The organism is Craurococcus roseus, assembly GCF_039523795.1.
GTDB classification, from domain to species: Bacteria; Pseudomonadota; Alphaproteobacteria; order Acetobacterales; family Acetobacteraceae; genus Craurococcus; species Craurococcus roseus.
The window spans coordinates 77,800-94,160 of the sequence record NZ_BAAAFZ010000019.1; the positions used below are offsets into that span (position 1 = coordinate 77,800).

Genomic DNA, 16,361 nt, shown 5'->3' on the forward strand with positions numbered 1-16,361 from the left:
TTTCCGGCGCGGTCTCTAGCCGACGGGGCGATGGTTGCCAAACCGCCGCGCCGCGATTATCGGCGGGCGAGCACGCCTGCAAGGTTCGGAGAAAGCGCCGCCCATGACCCCCGGAGTCCGCCCGCTCATCGCCGGCAACTGGAAGATGCACGGCCTCCGCGACGACGGCTTGGCGCTGGCCCGCGCGGTGGCCGGTGGCGCTGGGGCTGCCAAGGGCGCCGAGTTGCTGGTCTGCCCGCCGGCGACGCTGGTCCGCGAGGTCGCGGCGGCGCTGGAGGGCGGCGCGGTCGCTGTTGGGGGGCAGGACTGCCACGCGGCGGCCAAGGGCGCGCACACCGGCGACGTGTCCGCGCCGATGCTGCGCGACGCCGGGGCGCGCTTCGTCATCCTCGGCCATTCCGAGCGCCGCGCCGACCACGGCGAAGGGGACGCCGCGGTGCTGGCCAAGGCGGAGGCCTCGATGGCGGCGGGCCTCGTGCCGATAGTCTGCGTCGGCGAGAGCGAGGCGGAACGGCTGGCCGGCGAGGCGGAGGCGGTGGTGACGCGGCAGCTCGACGGCAGCCTGCCCGACGGATTCGCCGGGGCGGGCGGCGTGGTGGCCTACGAGCCGGTCTGGGCCATCGGCACCGGCCGCACGCCGACCGAGTCCGACATCGCCGCCATCCACGCCGCGATCCGGGCCAAGCTCCGCGCCCGGTTCGGCGAGGCGGGCGGGACGCTCCGCATCCTTTACGGCGGCTCCGTGAAGCCCGCCAACGCCAAGGCGATCCTGGCGCTGGAGAACGTGGACGGCGCCCTGGTGGGCGGGGCGAGCCTGGTCGCGGCCGACTTCCTGGCCATCGCCGCGGCGGCTGCCGCCTGAGGTGCGCGGTCCTGCCGCCGCCGCGCCGCTGCTGATCGGCTCGGAGATCTACCGCGGCTCCACCTACGGCCCGAAGCACCCGCTCGCCATTCCGCGCGTGTCCACCACGCTCGACCTGATCCGGGCGCTCGGCTGGCTCGACCCGGCGCGGTACATCGACAGCCCGCGCGCGACGCCGGACGCGCTCGCCCGCTTCCACCACCCCGAGTACATCGCCGCCCTCCGGCGCGCGGAGGAAACGCGGCGGGCGGACCCGGCCGACCGCGAGCGCTTCGGCATCGGCGCGCACGGCAATCCGGTGTTCCGCGAGGTTTTCTCCCGGCCCGCCACCGGCGCCGGCGGAACCACGTTCGCGGCGCGGCTGACGCTCGCCGGCGGCGGCACCGTCCACGTGCCCGGCGGCGGCACCCACCACGGCCAACCGGCGCGGGCCAGCGGCTTTTGTTACCTGAACGACGCCGTGCTGGGCCTGCTCGCGTGGCTGGACGGCGGGCTCGACAACCTCCTGTACGTGGACATCGACGCGCACCACGGCGACGGCGTCGAGGACGCCTTCCGCGACGACCCGCGGGTGTTCACGCTCAGCATCCACGAGAAGGAACGCTGGCCGCACACCGGCCGGGTGGAGGACCGCGCCGGCGGGCACGCCCGCAACCTGCCGGTGCCGCCCGGCTTCAACGACAGCGAGATGCTGTGGCTGCTGCATCAAGCGGTGCTGCCCATCGCGCGCCACCTGCACCCGCAGGCGGTCATGCTCCAGTGCGGCGCCGACGCGCTGGAGGAGGATCCGCTGTCCCGCTTGTCGCTTTCCAACAACGCCCATTGGGGCGTGGTGCGGGCGCTGATGGGGATGTCGCCGCGCTTCGTCGTGCTGGGCGGCGGCGGCTACAATCCGTGGGCGGTCGGGCGCTGCTGGGCGGGCGTGTGGGGCACGCTCAACGGCCACGCGATCCCGGAGCGCCTGCCGCCGACGGCCGAGGCGGTGCAGCGCGGCCTGTCCTGGGACCGCTCCGCCGGCCGCAGCCCGCCGGAGCACTGGTTCACCACCTTGCGCGACCCGCCGCGGCCGGGCGTGGTGCGGACGGAGGTGCAGCGCCTCGCCGCCGGCGCCGTGCGCGACCTGCCGCCGCCGCCGGGCGCCGTCACGCCGGAGACAGGTCCAGCACGGCCCGCGCGAAGGCCTCCGGCGCTTCCTGCGGAAGGTTGTGCCCCGCCAGCGGAATGACGCGGCGCTCGTAGGGACCGGAGAAGTGCCGCGCGTGGCGCTCGGACGCCGCCAGCGGCCCGACGCCGTCGCCGGCGCCGTGCGGCGCGATCGTCGGCACGCCGACGCGGGGCTGCGCCGCCAAGCGCGCCTCTACCTGCGCCAGCGCCGGGTCGCCGGGGGCGTAGCCGAAGCGGTGGCGGTAGGAGTGGATGACGACGTCCACGAAATCCGGGTTGTCGAAGGCCCGCGCGCTTTCCTCGAATGTGGCCTCGCCGAAGCCCCAGTTCGGCGACCACAGCCGCCAGAGCAGCCGCGCGATGCCGCGCCGGTCCGCCTCCAGCCCGGCCCGGCCGCGCTCGGTGTTGAAGTAGTACTGGTACCAGAGCCGGTGTTCCTGCTCGGGGTCGAGCGGGCGCGCGGCGGCGGCGATGTCCTGGATGTTGTAGCCGGTGCAGGTCACGAGGCCGGCGCAGCGCTCCGGCCAGAGCGCCGCCACGACACAAGCGGCCCGCCCGCCCCAATCGTAGCCGGCCAGCACCGCGCGGCCGATGGACAAGGCGTCCAGCAGGTGCAGCAGGTCCTGGCCCAGCGCCGCCTGCTCGCCGCTGCGGGGCGTGCCGGCGGACAGGAAGCGCGTCGGCCCGTAGCCGCGCAGGTACGGCACGACGCAGCGCCGCCCGGCCGTCGCCAGGATCGGCACCACCGCGTCGTAGGCCCGGGGCGCGTAGGGGAAGCCGTGCAGGAGCACGACCGGCGGCCCGTCCGGCGGCCCGGCCTCCTCGTAGGCGATGTCGAGGACCGGGGTGCGGGCGGTGCGGATGGCGGCGGTCATGCCGTCGATCATGCGCCCGTGCGCCGCGATCGGGGAGGGGGCGGCTTGGTCGCGGCGGCCGCGGGTGGCATCGTGCGCGGCATGATGCGCCGATCGCTAGCGTCCTTGCCCGCCGCCGCCCTGCTCGCCGGGGGCGGCGAGGCCCGCGCCCAAACCGGGCCCCAGCCCAAATTGCCGCAGGAGCGCCTCGTCATCGTTTCGCGCGACGGCGCGCGGCACGAGTTCCAGGTGGAGATGGCCGTCAGCCCCGAGCACCAGACGGTCGGGCTGATGTTCCGCGAGGCGGTCGGGCCGGACGAGGGGATGCTGTTCGACTGGGGCGCCCCGCGCGAGTCGAGCATGTGGATGCGCAACACCCTGGTGCCGCTCGACATGCTGTTCATCGCCGCCGACGGCCGCGTCCACCGCATCGCCGAGCGGACTGTGCCGCACTCCTTGGCCCCGGTGGACAGCCGCGGGCCGGTGCGGGCCACCCTGGAACTGGCCGGCGGCACGGCGGAGCGCCTGAACCTCCGCGTCGGCGACCGCGTGCTCCACCGCATTTTCGGCACCGCGCCCTGACGCCGGCGGGCGTGACTCCGGCGAGCCTTGCCGCGGCGCTGCCGAAACCATAGGTTCCCTGCCGTTCGGGGCGTGGCGCAGCCTGGCAGCGCGCCTGTTTTGGGTACAGGAGGTCGTGGGTTCGAATCCCGCCGCCCCGATGCCACGGTCCGCACGCCATCCACCTGAGGCACCGAACAGCAGCATGAACGCCGACAGGCCGCCGGCCCGCATCTTCGTCCCGCCCCGCTCCACCATGACCTCCGGCAAGGGCCGCGCCCGCGGCTGGGTGCTGGAGTTCGTGCCCGCCGAGCGCCAACAGCCCGACCCGCTCATGGGCTGGGTCGGCTCCGGCGACACCGACAACCAGGTGCGCCTCCATTTCGACTCTCGCGAAGAAGCCGTGGCCTACGCCGAAGCGAACGGCATCGCCTACGAGGTGGAGCAGCCCAAACCCGTCGTTTTCCGGCCCAAGTCCTACGCGGAGAATTTCCGCTACGGCCGCACGGAAAACTGGACGCACTGACCGCCGCCGGGCAGACAATGGCGGCCGGCAGCGCCCTTAGCTCAGCAGGATAGAGCAACGGATTTCTAATCCGTAGGTCGTTGGTTCGAATCCAACAGGGCGCGCCAGCGCCGCCCGCGGCCCTTTCCCCTTCGGCACGCCCCCGACGTGAGCCGCCGACTCCCCACATCCGCCAGAGATGCTGCGCCGCCCGGCCCAGTGGGGCGCGAGGCGCCCGTGCCGCCGCGCCCGCCCATCCCGGAACCCGGCCGCGCCGGCGGACGCTACGCCGGCGCATTCGACCGTCGGATTTGCCGCTGATCTACATCCACGCCGCCACCGGCGGGCTGGGGACGCGCGGTCAGCGGCGAAGCGACACAGGGAGAGGAACGAGCATGAACCCGGTCCTGCAGTTCGCCTTGGCGCTGCTCCCCATCGCAACCGTGTTCGTGCTGCTGGTCGTGCTCGAACGGTCGGCCAAGTTCTCGATGCTGGTGGCCTACGTCGTGACCGCGCTGACCGCGCTCCTGCTCTGGGGGACCGATCTCGCCAAGGTCCTGGGCGCCTCCGTCAACGGCCTCGTGACGGCGGTGAGCCTGCTCTACATCGTGTTCGGCGCCATCCTCGTCCTCTACACGCTCGAGGAAAGCGGGGCGATCCGGGCCATCAGGAGGGGCTTCACCAGCGTCTCGCCCGACCGGCGCGTCCAGGTGATCATCATCGCGTGGCTGTTCGGTTCGCTGATCGAGGGCGCGTCCGGCTTCGGCACGCCGGCGGCGATCGCGGCGCCGCTCCTGGTCGCCGTGGGATTCCCGGCCATGGCGGCGGTGATGGTCACGCTGATCATCCAGAGCACGCCGGTCTCGTTCGGCGCGGTGGGCACGCCGATACTCGTCGGGGTGCGCACGGGCCTCGCCAACCAGCAGGTGGTCGAGGCCACCATCGCGCCGGTGCCGTTTCACGAGTACCTGCTCGGCGTGGCGACGAGCGTCGCGTTCATCCACGCGCTGATCGGCTTCCTGATCCCGTTGATCATGGTCGGCATGCTGACCCGGTTCTTCGGCGCCAACCGCTCCTTCGCCGACGGCTTCCGCAGTTGGCAGTTCGCGCTGTTCGCCGGCCTCGCCTTCACCGTCCCCTACTACGCGATCGCGTCGCTGCTCGGCCCGGAATTCCCGTCGCTGGTCGGCGGCATCCTCGGCCTGCTGATCGTCGTGCCCGCGGCGCAGCGCGGCTGGTTCGTCCCCGCCGACCGGTTCGACTTCCCGCCCCGGGCGGCTTGGGACCAGGCCTGGGTCGGCAAGCTCGACGACCTCGAGGACGACCGGACCGACGCCCCCGCCATGCCGCTTTTGAAGGCCTGGGCGCCCTACGTGATCGTCGTCCTGCTGCTGATCGCCACGCGGACGGTCGACCCGCTCAAGGCTTGGCTGACCTCGCCCGGCATGACCCTCGCCTTCCGCGACCTGTTCGGCTCCGGGATCAACGCCAGCGTCCAGCCCCTCTACCTGCCGGGCACGATCCTGATCCTCGCGTCGGCGATCACCTACTTCTACCACCGCATGTCGGCGCGGGAGTACGCGAACGCGGTGCGCGCGTCGGGCACGACGATGCTGGCGGCCGCGCCGGCGCTTATGCTGGCCGTGCCGATGGTGCAGGTGTTCCTCAACTCGGCCTCGGGCAGCTACGCCAGCATGCCGATCGTGCTCGCCCAGGGCGTTTCCGCCGTCGCCGGCGCCTCCTGGCCGCTGTTCGCCCCGCTGATCGGCGCGATGGGCGCCTTCATCGCGGGCTCCAACACGATCAGCAACATGATGTTCTCGCTGTTCCAGTTCTCGACCGCGGAGCAGATCGGGCTGGGCGCCGCGGGCGCTGGCTTGGTCGTGGCGCTCCAGGCGGTCGGCGGCGCCGCCGGCAACATGATCTGCGTCCACAATGTCGTGGCCGCCTCGGCCACCGTCGGGCTGGTGGACCGCGAGGGCGAGATCATCCGCAGGACCTTGATCCCGATGGCCTACTACGTCGTCCAGGCCGGCCTCATCGGCACCGCGTTGATCAAGGGCGGCGTGAACGCCTGGTGGCTGGCAGCCGTGGTCTGGGCCGGCGCCGTCCTGGTCGCCATGGCCTTCAACCGCGGCCAGGCCGCCCGTCCCGCTGCCGCCGCCCTCGGCGCCCGCTGAAGCGGGCGGCAGGAGCCGCCGCGCACAACAGGTCAGTCGGCGAGCGCGAAGCCTTCGTAGCCCTTCGCCGCCACGTCCTCGCAGATGCCGCGGTACCACGCCATGCCGCCCGCGTAGGGCATGAAGACGCGCGGCTTCCCCGGCACGTTCGCGCCGAGGTACCACGAACTCGACGCCTGCGGCAGCAGGGTGGCGTCGGCGGCCTCGTTGACGTGCTCCACCCACCTGTCCGCCGCGTCGGCTTCGGCTTCGATGAGTCCCAGGCCGCGCTTCCGCATATGCTCGATGCAGCCCGTGATCCACTCCACGTGCTGCTCGATCGCCACCGGCATGTTGCACAGCACGGAAGGGCTGCCCGGCCCGGTGACGGTGAAGAGGTTCGGGAAGCCCGGGACGCCCAGGCCGAGGTAGGTGCGCGGCCCCGCTGCCCAGGCGTCCTTGAGCCGGAGGCCGCCGCGCCCGCGGATGTCGATGTTCAGGAGGGGGCCGGTCATGGCGTCGAAGCCGGTGGCGAAGACGATGACGTCCAGCTCGTGCTCCGCGTCACGCGTCTCGATCCCGCGCGGCGTGATCCGCTCGATCGGCGAGGCGCGCACGTCCACCAGCGAGACGTTCGGGCGGTTGAAGGTCTCGAAGTACTCGGTGTCGATCGGCGGGCGCTTGGCCGCGAAGGGGTGGTCGAAGGCGGTCAGCTTGGCCGCCGTTTCCGGGTCCTTGACGATCTCGCGGATCTTCGCGCGGATGAACTCGGCGGCCGTGTCGTTCGCCGCCTTGTCGGTCAGGATGTCCCGGAACGCCGCGCGGAATTGCAGCCCTCCCTTCTCCCAGGCCGCCTCGTAGGCCGACAAACGCTCCTCCGGCGTGGCGTCCAGCGCCGAACGCTCCGAGATGGTGAAAGGGTGGCCGTTGGTGGTCGAGTGCATCACCCGCCGGATCTCGGCGTGGTTCTCCTTGGACCAGCGCAGGAAGTCCGGCGACAAAGGCGCGTTGCGGGCGGGCACGCTGTAGTTGGCCGTCCGCTGGAACACGGTGAGGTGCGCGGCCTGCGCCGCGATCACCGGCGCCGCCTGGATGCCCGTGGAGCCGGTGCCGATCTGCCCGACGCGCTTTCCGGTGAAGTCGACGCCGCCGTGCGGCCACTGCCCGGTGTGGTACCACTCGCCCTTGAATTCATCGAGGCCGGGGATGTTCGGCACGTTCGCCGTGGACAGGCAGCCGACGGCGGTGATCAGGAACCGCGCCGCGAAGCTCTCCCCGGCTTCCGTCGTCACGCGCCAGAGGTTCTCCGCCTCGTCGTGGCGCGCCGCGGAAACGCGCGTCCCGAACCGGATGTCGCGCCGGAGGTCGAAGCGGTCGGCGACGTGGTTGAGGTAGCGCAGGATCTCCGGCTGTTCCGGGTAGCGCTCCGACCACTCCCAGTCGCGCAGCAATTCTTCCGAGAAGTAGTATGAGTAGGAGTGGCTCTCGGAGTCGCAGCGCGCCCCGGGGTAGCGGTTCCAGTACCAGGTGCCCCCGACCCCGTCGCCCGCCTCCAGCACCAGCGCCGCCAGGCCGAGCCGGTCGCGCAGGCGGAGGAGCTGGTACAGGCCGGAAAAGCCGGCGCCGACGATCAGCGCGTCGTACACGCCGGACCGCCCGGCCGCGGCCTTTGGTTGCGATGCGAAACCGTCCATCGCCCTCGTTCTCTCCCGTTTCCGTCGCTTATAGGCGCTCCCGGGCCGGGCCGCTAACCGCCGGCGGCGGCGAGGCTGCCCAGCGCCACCGGGCTCGCCAAACGCCCGCCGTCGATCAGGTACTGCCCGCCGGTGATGCTGCCGGCGAGGTCGGAGCTGAGGAACAGGACGAGGCTGGCGATTTCCTCGGGCGTGGCGTAACGGCCGACCGGGATGCCGGAAAGGTACCGCTCCCGCACGCTGTTGCTGCCGCCGGGCGCCGACTGCTCCTCCAACGAGCGGATCATCCGCGTGTCGGTGGGGCCCGGGCACACCGCGTTCACCCGGATGCCGGCACGGCCGTACTCGCTGGCGGCGGTCCGGGTGAGCCCGACGACGCCGTGCTTGGAGGCCACGTAGGCGCAGAGGCCTTGCGACCCGGCGAGGCCGGCGGTGGATGCGGTGTTGACGACCGAACCGCCGCCTTGGCGCACCATCACCGGCAACACGTGGCGGAGGCCGAGGAACACCCCTTTCAGGTTCACCGCGACCACGGCGTCGAACATCTCCTCGTCGTACTCGGCGGTGGGGCGGAGCTTCCCCTCGATGCCGGCGTTGTTGAAGAAGCAATGGATGCCACCGTAGGCGTCGAGCGCCGTCTCCACGTAGCCCCGGACCTCGGCCGATTTCGTCACGTCGGCCCGGACGAAGCGCGCTTCGCCGCCGGCTTCCCGCGCGAGCCTCGCCGTTTCCTCGCCGCCGGGCGCCTCGCGGTCCACCACGACGACTCGCGCGCCATGCCGCGCGAAGGCGACGCATGCGGCGCGCCCGATGCCGCCGGCCCCGCCGGTCACGACCGCGACCTTGCCCTTGAAGTCCATGGATGCCTTTCTCCTCCCTGTCCGGCGAGACTACGCCCGCGGGCGAGGATGGCCACCCTCGCGCGCCCTCCAGCCCCTGCCGGGGGCGAGGTGCGAGTCATGGTCCTCAGGCGGGTCCGCAGGGTGGGCGATCAACCGTCGAGCACGGCGCGGGTCCGGGCCGCCAGGTCGGCGTAGGTGAAGGGCTTGGTGATCACCTCCGAGCCGGCCGGGAGCCACCCCGCGCGCTGCGCCGCGCCCTGCGCGTAGCCCGTGGTGAAGAGCACCTTGAGCCCGGGCCGCAGCGCCCGCGCCCGCTCCGCGAGGTGTGGACCCGTCATGCCGCCCGGCAGGATCACGTCGGTGAACAGCAGGTCCACGCGCAGCGTACGGCCCGGGCGCTCCAGCAGGGCGAGTGCCGCCGGCCCGTCGGCGGCCTCCAGCACGCGGTAGCCGAGCTCGCGCAGCACCTCGGCGGAGTAGGCGCGCACCTCGGCGCTGTCCTCCACCACGAGCACGGTTTCGGCGCGGGACGCCGTCGGCGCCGCCGGCGCCTCGCCGCCCTGCTCGCCCTCCGCCGCGTCGTCCACGGAACGCGGCAGGTAGAGCCTCACGCTCGTGCCCAGGCCGGGCTCCGAGTAGAGCGTCACGTGCCCGCCCGACTGCGTGACGAAGCCGTAGACCTGGCTGAGCCCCAGGCCGGTGCCCTTGCCGACTTCCTTGGTGGTGAAGAACGGCTCGAACACCCGGTCCGCGATCGACTTGTCCATGCCGCTCCCGGTGTCGGACACCGCTATGGAGACGTACTGGCCCGGCTTCACGCCGTCGTTGCGCGCCGCGTAGGCGCGGTCGAGCCGGGCGTTGGCGGTCTCGATCGTGAGGCGGCCGCCGCCCGGCATCGCGTCGCGCGCGTTCACCGCGAGGTTGAGCATGGCGTTTTCGAGCTGGTTGGGGTCGGCCTCGGCCCGCCAAAGGTCTTCCGACAGCAAAGTCTCCAGCCGGATCGTCTCGCCCAAGGTGCGCCCGAGGAGCTCCGACATCCCGGCCACCAGCCCGTTCACGTCCACCGGCCGCGGCGCGAGCGGCTGGCGGCGCGAAAAGGCCAGCAGCCGGGCCGTCAGCGCCGCCGCGCGCCGCGCGCCGTTCATGGCGTTCTCGGCCGAACGCCGCAGCTTGGCGGCGTCCTCCGGCAGGTTCCGGCGGAGGATCTCCAGATTGCCGAGCACCACCTGGAGAAGGTTGTTGAAGTCGTGCGCGATGCCCCCGGTGAGCTGGCCCACCGCCTCCATCTTCTGCGACTGCCGGAGCTGCTCCTGCGCCGCTTCCAGCTCGGCCTCGCGCGCCTTGTCCGCGGTGACGTCGCGGGCGATGCAGTAAAGGCTGTCGCCCTCCCGGGCCGCCGTCCACGACAGCCAGCGGATGGAGCCGTCGCGGTGGACGTAGCGGTTCTCAAAGTGCGGCAGCCCCTCGCGCAGGGCCCGCTCCATCGCCGAACGGCTCGGCTCCAGGTCCTCCTGGACGATGAAGCGTTCGAAGCCTTGCCCGACCAGCTCCTCCTCGGCGTAGCCGAGCGTCGCCTTCCAGGCCGGGTTGACCGCGCGGATGACGCCGTTCAGCGCCACGACCAGCAGCAGGTCGCGCGAGTTGCGCCAAATCCGGTCGCGTTCGCGCGTGCGCTCCCCGACCTCCACCTCCAGCTTGCCGGTGAACCGCCGGAGCTCCTGTTCGGCGAGCTTCTCCCGCTCGACGTCGAGCACCGCGACGACGCTCCCGGCCACGCCGCCGGTTTCCGCGTCGCGGATCGGGGTCCCGATGGCCCGTATCCAGATCCTGGCGCCGTCGCCGCGCTGGTAGTGGTACTCGCCTTCCGCGGGCTCGCCCGAAGCCAGGATGCGCGCGAGCGGGTACTCGTGCCCTTCCACCCGCCGCCCGTCCGCGTGGAACGCCACCCACTCCCCGTAGGACGCGACGTCGGGCGAGTTGATGACCGGGTGGCCCAGGATGCGCTCGATCTGGGGATTGCCGGCGACGATGCGGCCCGAGGGCGCTTCGGAGATCAGGATTCCGACCGGGACGGTCTCGAACACGGCCATGAGCCGCGCTTCGCTGTGCCGCAGCCGCTCCTCCGCCTGACGCCGGACGTGGATGTCGATCACCGAACCGACCAAGCCCAGGAATTCGCCGTCCGCGCCGAAGCGCGGCCGGGCGAGGTCGATCGCCCAACGGTACACGCCGTCCGCGCGCCGCAGCCGGTACTCCGTCCGGAACGGGCCGCGGGCGGCGTTCGCCGCGCGGAACACCCGTTCCGCCTCGTCCCGGTCGTCCGGGTGGACGGCGTCGAGCCAACCGAAGCCCAGCGCCTCGGCTTCGCTCTGGCCGGTGTAAGCGTACCAAGCACGGTTGAGGTAGGTGCAGGCACCCGTGGGGTCCGTCGTCCACAGGACGATCGGCGCTTGGTCCGCGATCCGGCGGAACCGCGGGTCGTTGCCGGCCGTGCCCTCGGCCGGCGCGGCGGCGCCCCGCCCGGGGACGTCCTGCGGGCTCACGCCCGGCCAAACCCCGGCCGGCGTGCCGCGCAGGCGCGTTCTCCTCCACGTCCCATCCGCCCCGGGACCGCACGCCAACCCATCGCCGCACGACTCCCCAACCGTTCACGCCGGCCTGGCCAAGCGCGGCCCTGCCGACGCGCCGTCCCTGTCCCTCCGGAAGTAACAGATGCCCGCGCGGGTGCCCACCGCATTCCGCGGCCGGGGGCGGCGGGCCGCCGCCCCCGGCCGCTGCGCTTGCCGCGCGGACTTGCCCGGCTATCCTCGGGCCGGAGGCCCTGCGGCAACGGGCCGCAACCGGAGGAAGGCACCCCATGACGCCCAGTGCCGGGAGCGCGGACGCGCCGCCGCGTGCCGCGTGGCACGAAACCGTCGTCGAAGCCTTCAAGGCGAACGAGGTCCGCCTGATCCCTTACGTCCCGGACAACGTGCTCAAGCCGTTGATCGCGGCCGTCCACGCCGATCCCTTCTTCACGGCCTTCCCCGCGGCGCGGGAGGAGGAGGCGGTGGGCATCGTCGCCGGCGGCTGCATGGCGGGGGTGCGGGGCGCCGTGCTGATGCAGACCAGCGGCTTCGCCACCCTGGCCAACGTGCTCGCCTCCCTGCCGTGCGCCTTCCAGATCCCGGTGCTGCTCGTGGTCAGCGAGCGGGGGACGCTCGGCGAGTTCAACCTCGGCCAAGCCATGGTGTGGCGCACCATGCGCCCGGTCCTGGAGGCGCTCGGCATGGAGCACCACACCATCACCCGCCTCGACGAATGCGGCTTCGTTTGCGACCGCGCGATCAAGCAAGCCGTGGCGACGCAGCAGCCGGCGGCGCTGATCCTGTCGCCGCTGCTCACCGGCGGGAAGGCGCCCGCGCGGCAGGCTGACGCGTGAGCGTGAGCACGGCCGTGCCCGGGACCGGCGGCACCGCCACCGGCGCCCACAACGCGCGGCGCATGCACCGCGCCGACCTGATGCGCCGCCTTTCCGCCCGGCTCACCCGGGGCGAGGCCGTCGTCGGCGGCATCGGCAACACGAATTTCGACCTTTGGGCGGCCGGGCACAGGCCGCAGAACTTCTACATGCTCGGCAGCATGGGCTTGGCCGTGCCGATAGCGCTCGGCGTGGCGCTGGCGCAGCCCGGGCGCCGGGTGTTCGCGCTGGAGGGCGACGGGTCGTTGCTCATGCAACTCGGCTGCTTGGCCACGGTGGCGAGCCAGGCGCCGCGCAACCTGGCGATCCTGGTGTTCGACAACGGCGCCTACCAGATCACCGGCGGCCAGCCCACGCCGGCGGTAGCGGCCGGCGCGGACTTCATGGCAGTGGCCCGCGGCTGCGGCCTCGCCGGCGCGGCCTGGGCGGCCGACGAGGCGGAATTCGAGCGCATGCTAAACCATTGCCTCGCCGCGGACGGTCCGCACGTCGTCGGCCTCAAACTCGACGACCGGCCGCCGGCCGGGCAAACCGAGCGCGATCCCGCGCAGATCCGAGACCGCTTCATGCGCGGATTGGGGGCAAAGCGCTCGGCCTTGCCGGGGTGAGCCCGGCGAGTGCGCCCGGGCGGCAGGCAGGTCGTGCGCGCCTCGCGCTCCCGGTGGGGGCGGGAATCGCCGAGGGGAACGAAGCGACGCCGAGGCACCGGTCCGGCCCGGCCGGGCGGCTTTCAAGGGTCGTGCGCTGCCGTTGCCTTGGCCGCGCTCAGGCGCAGCCTCCCCGCCGCGGCCTCGAAGCAACCTGGCTCGCGCAACGTCCACCAGTCGGACAGTTCGGCGGTGCAAACGTAGATCTCCGCCCCCGCCAGGCGCAGGAACAGCGTCTTCCCTCGGACCTCGAGCGCGGCAGCGCCAAAGCTGAGGGCCAAGCACGGCCAGGGGCGGCGGCGCGCCGACGTGCGTACCACGGGTCCGTCCGCGGTGGTGTCGGGAACAGTGGCGCTCATCACGATCCTCGGGGCGACGCGCCTGGGGGGGAACGGGGCGCGTCCGGAACAACTAACCCCAAACCGTATCTATTTTGCAAACATAATATCGCCTTGGGCGATCAGCAATGCCGTCGAAACCAGAGCTGCAACGGCCGGGGGGACGAGGACGGAGGCCGCACCCTTCGAGGCATGCTTCGGACGTGTGGGGAGCGGCCGGCGCGTGCTTGGCGGCGCGTGCTTGGCAACGATGGCTCCGGCGGTTGGATTCGAACCAACGACCAACGGATTAACAGTCCGCTGCGCTACCGCTGCGCCACGCCGGATCAGCCACGGAGGACGCGCCTATAGCAAGGCCCGGCCACGGGCGGAAGCCCCGCCGCTCCCGCGCTGGAGGTCCGGGGCGGAATCGAACCGCCGTGGAGGGATTTGCAGTCCCTAGCCTGACCACTCGGCCACCGGACCGCGCGGCGGCGGCGGGGCACTGTATCGGGCGGGGCACAGGCCCGGTCAAGCCGGCCCGGCGCCGGCTGGCGCGCGCCGGACGCGGCGCCTATTAAGCCCGCGGCTTGCGAAGGTGTCTGCCGATGGGCTCTGCTTGATGGATTACGCGGATGCGCGCAGGCGCATGGTCGACGGGCAGCTCCGCCCCAACAAGGTGAACGACCCCCGCCTGCTGGAAGCGGTGCGCGACCTTCCCCGCGAGCGTTTCCTGCCGCCGGCGCTGCGCGCGCGGGCCTACGTGGACGAGGACGTGGCGTTGCCCGGCGGGCGGGCGATGATGGAGCCCATGGTGATCGCGCGGCTGGTGCAGCTCCTCGAAGCCCGGCCCGGCGAGCGCGTGCTGGTGGTGGGCGCCGGCACCGGGTACGGCGCGGCCGTGCTGGCCCGCATTGGGGCCGCCGTGACGGCGGTGGAGGAGGACGGGGCGCTCGCGGCCATCGCCCGCGAGGCGTTCGCGGAATGCCTGCCGCCCGCCGCGATCCACCTGACGGACCGCCTCCCGTCCGACGGCGCGGCCTTCGACGCTGTGCTGGTCGAGGGCGAGGTCCCCGCCGTGCCGGAAGCCGTTTCCGGCCTGCTCGCCGAAGGCGGCAGGCTCGCCACGGTGGTCGGGGCGGGGCGGCGGAACGGGGTGGCGGTGCTGGGGCGGCGCATCGGCGGCGCCTTCACCGTGTCGCCGGTCTTCGATTGCGCGGTGTCCGCCTTGCCGGGCTTCGCGGCGCCGGCGCGCTTCGTGTTCTGAGGGCCGCCGGGGCGGAACGGGGCTCCTCCGCGCGGGTGGGGGCCCGTTCGCCGCCGGGCAGTGTTGCCGGGAACACGGTCCGGTTCGGTGCGCACGGAGCGCGAAGTGCCGCATTGGCACGGGGCCGAATCCGGCTATGGTGCCAGCGCCGCGCCGGGCGCCCTGGTGTCCGCCGCGCGCCCGCGCATGGGGGGCGCCGCGGGACGGGGCGGACGGGCGCGCCGGGGGGCGTGTCGGTCCCCGGCCAGGCCGACGCCGTGACGCAGGCGGCGTCCGATTTCGGGACGCGGCGGCCATGCCGCGATGGAAGGACCGGGCCACTATGACTCTCCGCCGCCACGCCACGCCCCGAACCCTCGCGCTCGCGCTGGCGGTTCCCGGCCTCGTCGCCGTGGCGCAGCAGCCCGCGTGCGCGCAGTCCCTGTCCGAAGCGCTCGCGCAAGCCTATTCCAACAACCCCACGCTGCTGGCGGCGCGCGCCCAGCTCCGCTCGGTGGACGAGAACGTGCCCCAGGCACTCGCCGGTTGGCGGCCCACCGTGTCGATCACGTCCGCCGTCGGCGTCACGGACTCCCGTTCCCGGGCGCTCCAGGGCGACTACGACCTCGTCGAGCGGCGTACCTTCTTCCGGCAGCCCCCGGTCGCGCCCAACACCACCCACATCGAGCGCAGCACGGCGCAGAACAGCATCGTCATCACCCAGCCGGTGTTCCGGGGCGGCCGCACCGTCGCCGGGACGCGGCGCGCCGAGAACCAGGTGCTGGCCCAGCGCGCGCGCCTGCTGCAAACCGAGCAGCAGGTCCTGCAGCAGACGATCGAGGCCTACGTCAACGTCATCCGCGACCAGGAACTGCTGCGGCTCAACATCAACAACGAGCAGGTGCTCACCGAGCAGCTCCGCGCCACCAGCGAGCGATTCCGCGTGGGCGAGATCACGCGCACGGACGTGGCCCAGGCGGAAAGCCGCTTGGCGGCCGCGCGCGCGGCCCGCACCCAATCGGAAGGCAACCTGCAGATCAGCCGGGCGGCCTTCCAACGCTTGGTCGGCTTCGCGCCGCAGCGTTTGGTGGCGCCGCAGCCGCTGCGGGTGCCCGTCCGCACCGCGCAGGAAGCCGGGCAGATCGCTTCTTCCAACAACCCCAACGTCGTGGCGGCGCTGTTCGACGAAGCCGGCGCCCGCGACAACGTCGACATCCAGCTCTCCGCGCTCCTGCCCCAGCTCTCCGTGCAAGGCCAGGCTTTCCGCAACGACAACCAGTTCGGCCCGCACACCCGCATCACCGGCGGGCAGCTCACCGCCAACCTCACCGTCCCGCTCTACCAGGGCGGGGCCGAGTACGCGCTGGTGCGGCAAGCGCGGCAGCAGGCGCAGCAATTCCGCCAAACGGTGGACGAGCAGCGCCGCGCCGCCACCCAGCAGGCCGTGCAGGCCTGGGAGCAGTACCAGAGCTCGCGCGCCCAGGTGGACTCGCAGCGCGCCGCCATCCGGGCGTCCGAGATCGCGCTCGACGGCGTGCAACGGGAAGCGATCGTGGGCAGCCGCACGACGCTGGAGGTGCTGAACCAGGAGCAGGAGCTGCTCCAAAACCGCACAAACCTGGTGCAGGCGCTGGCCACCGCCGTGTTGCAATCCTACACCCTGGCCGCTGCCGTCGGCCGGCTCACGGCGCAGGACCTCGGCTTGGACGTGGAACCCTACGATATGCGCGCCTACTACAACGCCGTACGCAACCGCTGGGCGGGCCTCGGCGACTATTCCAACGTCGCCGAGCCGCGGGACGCGGCGGCCCAGCCCGTGTCGTCCTCCAACCGCGGCGGCGCCGCGCAGGCGTCGGAGCGCCGCTGATGGCGGAACAGCCCGCGCCGGACCGGCCGCCGGCGACCACGCCGCCGCCGCAACAGGCGGGGATGCAGCCGCAGTCGGGTGCGGCGGGCGACCCCAGCATGGAGGACATCCTGGCCTCCATCCGGCGCATCCTGAACGAGGACGAGCCGACCGGCGGGGGCGGCGGCCCGACCGGCTCGCCGC

General features: G+C 72.8%; 15 protein-coding genes and 4 tRNA genes. 12 read left to right on the forward strand and 7 right to left on the reverse strand.

Translation table 11 applies throughout. From position 1 onward, the window contains the following. Positions 1-103: 103 nt before the first annotated feature. On the forward strand, positions 104-862 hold the full coding sequence (gene tpiA, locus ABD067_RS08770) for a triose-phosphate isomerase (RefSeq protein WP_343894864.1): 759 nt from the start codon (positions 104-106) through the stop codon (positions 860-862). A gap of 1 nt (position 863) precedes the next feature. After that, positions 864-2,087, forward strand: a complete 1,224-nt coding sequence (locus ABD067_RS08775) for an acetoin utilization protein AcuC (protein ID WP_343894865.1) — start codon at positions 864-866, stop codon at positions 2,085-2,087. Here ABD067_RS08775 and ABD067_RS08780 read toward each other — a convergent pair. Beyond that, positions 2,005-2,913 (reverse strand): alpha/beta fold hydrolase, encoded by a 909-nt coding sequence (locus ABD067_RS08780; protein ID WP_343894866.1) that lies wholly within the window; start codon positions 2,911-2,913, stop codon positions 2,005-2,007. The two genes, ABD067_RS08775 and ABD067_RS08780, sit on opposite strands and share 83 nt — an antisense overlap. 33 nt (positions 2,914-2,946) lie before the next feature. On the opposite strand from ABD067_RS08780, the gene ABD067_RS08785 reads away from it, so the two are divergent. The 5 genes from ABD067_RS08785 to ABD067_RS08805 all read left to right on the forward strand — a co-directional run bounded on the left by ABD067_RS08785 (position 2,947) and on the right by ABD067_RS08805 (position 6,126). Next, entirely contained in the window at positions 2,947-3,462 is a 516-nt protein-coding gene (locus tag ABD067_RS08785; protein ID WP_343894867.1) for a DUF192 domain-containing protein, read from the forward strand. A 66-nt stretch (positions 3,463-3,528) separates the two neighbouring features. Continuing rightward, positions 3,529-3,602, forward strand: a tRNA-Pro gene (locus ABD067_RS08790). A gap of 44 nt (positions 3,603-3,646) precedes the next feature. Further along, positions 3,647-3,967 carry an ETC complex I subunit gene (locus ABD067_RS08795; protein WP_343894868.1) on the forward strand — a complete coding sequence of 107 codons (321 nt, stop codon included), beginning with the start codon at positions 3,647-3,649 and terminating at the stop codon, positions 3,965-3,967. A 30-nt stretch (positions 3,968-3,997) separates the two neighbouring features. Further along, positions 3,998-4,074 (forward strand) — tRNA-Arg (locus tag ABD067_RS08800). 267 nt (positions 4,075-4,341) lie between these two features. Further along, positions 4,342-6,126, forward strand: coding sequence for an L-lactate permease (locus ABD067_RS08805; protein ID WP_343894869.1), 1,785 nt, complete (start codon positions 4,342-4,344; stop codon positions 6,124-6,126). Positions 6,127-6,158: 32 nt separating this feature from the next. On the opposite strand, the gene ABD067_RS08810 is transcribed toward ABD067_RS08805, so the two are convergent. The 3 genes from ABD067_RS08810 to ABD067_RS08820 all read right to left on the reverse strand — a co-directional run bounded on the left by ABD067_RS08810 (position 6,159) and on the right by ABD067_RS08820 (position 11,184). Beyond that, positions 6,159-7,799 (reverse strand): flavin-containing monooxygenase, encoded by a 1,641-nt coding sequence (locus ABD067_RS08810; protein WP_343894870.1) that lies wholly within the window; start codon positions 7,797-7,799, stop codon positions 6,159-6,161. A 53-nt stretch (positions 7,800-7,852) separates the two neighbouring features. Then, positions 7,853-8,659 (reverse strand): glucose 1-dehydrogenase, encoded by an 807-nt coding sequence (locus ABD067_RS08815; RefSeq protein ID WP_343894871.1) that lies wholly within the window; start codon positions 8,657-8,659, stop codon positions 7,853-7,855. Between the two features lie 131 nt (positions 8,660-8,790). Next, entirely contained in the window at positions 8,791-11,184 is a 2,394-nt protein-coding gene (locus ABD067_RS08820; protein ID WP_343894872.1) for a hybrid sensor histidine kinase/response regulator, read from the reverse strand. A 314-nt stretch (positions 11,185-11,498) separates the two neighbouring features. Here ABD067_RS08820 and ABD067_RS08825 point away from each other — a divergent pair, with 314 nt between their 5' ends. Continuing rightward, positions 11,499-12,062 (forward strand): decarboxylase, encoded by a 564-nt coding sequence (locus ABD067_RS08825; RefSeq protein WP_343894873.1) that lies wholly within the window; start codon positions 11,499-11,501, stop codon positions 12,060-12,062. Continuing rightward, complete coding sequence (locus ABD067_RS08830; RefSeq protein WP_343894874.1) at positions 12,059-12,709, forward strand: thiamine pyrophosphate-dependent enzyme; 651 nt, start codon at positions 12,059-12,061, stop codon at positions 12,707-12,709. Before ABD067_RS08825 ends, ABD067_RS08830 begins: the two co-directional genes overlap by 4 nt. Positions 12,710-12,831: 122 nt before the next feature. Here the strand turns inward: ABD067_RS08830 and ABD067_RS08835 are convergent, their stop codons facing one another. From ABD067_RS08835 to ABD067_RS08845, 3 genes are all read right to left on the reverse strand, one after another. Next, positions 12,832-13,107: a hypothetical protein gene (locus ABD067_RS08835; protein ID WP_343894875.1), complete on the reverse strand. Its 276-nt coding sequence runs from the start codon at positions 13,105-13,107 to the stop codon at positions 12,832-12,834. Positions 13,108-13,337: 230 nt separating this feature from the next. Further along, positions 13,338-13,412: transfer RNA gene (locus tag ABD067_RS08840), tRNA-Asn, on the reverse strand. A 65-nt stretch (positions 13,413-13,477) separates the two neighbouring features. Next, positions 13,478-13,551 (reverse strand) — tRNA-Cys (locus tag ABD067_RS08845). A gap of 163 nt (positions 13,552-13,714) precedes the next feature. On the opposite strand from ABD067_RS08845, the gene ABD067_RS08850 reads away from it, so the two are divergent. From ABD067_RS08850 to ABD067_RS08860, 3 genes are all read left to right on the forward strand, one after another. Next, positions 13,715-14,332 carry a protein-L-isoaspartate O-methyltransferase family protein gene (locus ABD067_RS08850; RefSeq protein WP_343894876.1) on the forward strand — a complete coding sequence of 206 codons (618 nt, stop codon included), beginning with the start codon at positions 13,715-13,717 and terminating at the stop codon, positions 14,330-14,332. A gap of 322 nt (positions 14,333-14,654) precedes the next feature. Continuing rightward, positions 14,655-16,178 (forward strand): TolC family outer membrane protein, encoded by a 1,524-nt coding sequence (locus tag ABD067_RS08855; RefSeq protein ID WP_343894877.1) that lies wholly within the window; start codon positions 14,655-14,657, stop codon positions 16,176-16,178. Further along, positions 16,178-16,361, forward strand: a 184-nt coding sequence (locus tag ABD067_RS08860) for a hypothetical protein (protein WP_456305241.1), incomplete at its 3' end; no start/stop codon positions are given. The genes ABD067_RS08855 and ABD067_RS08860, both read left to right, overlap by 1 nt.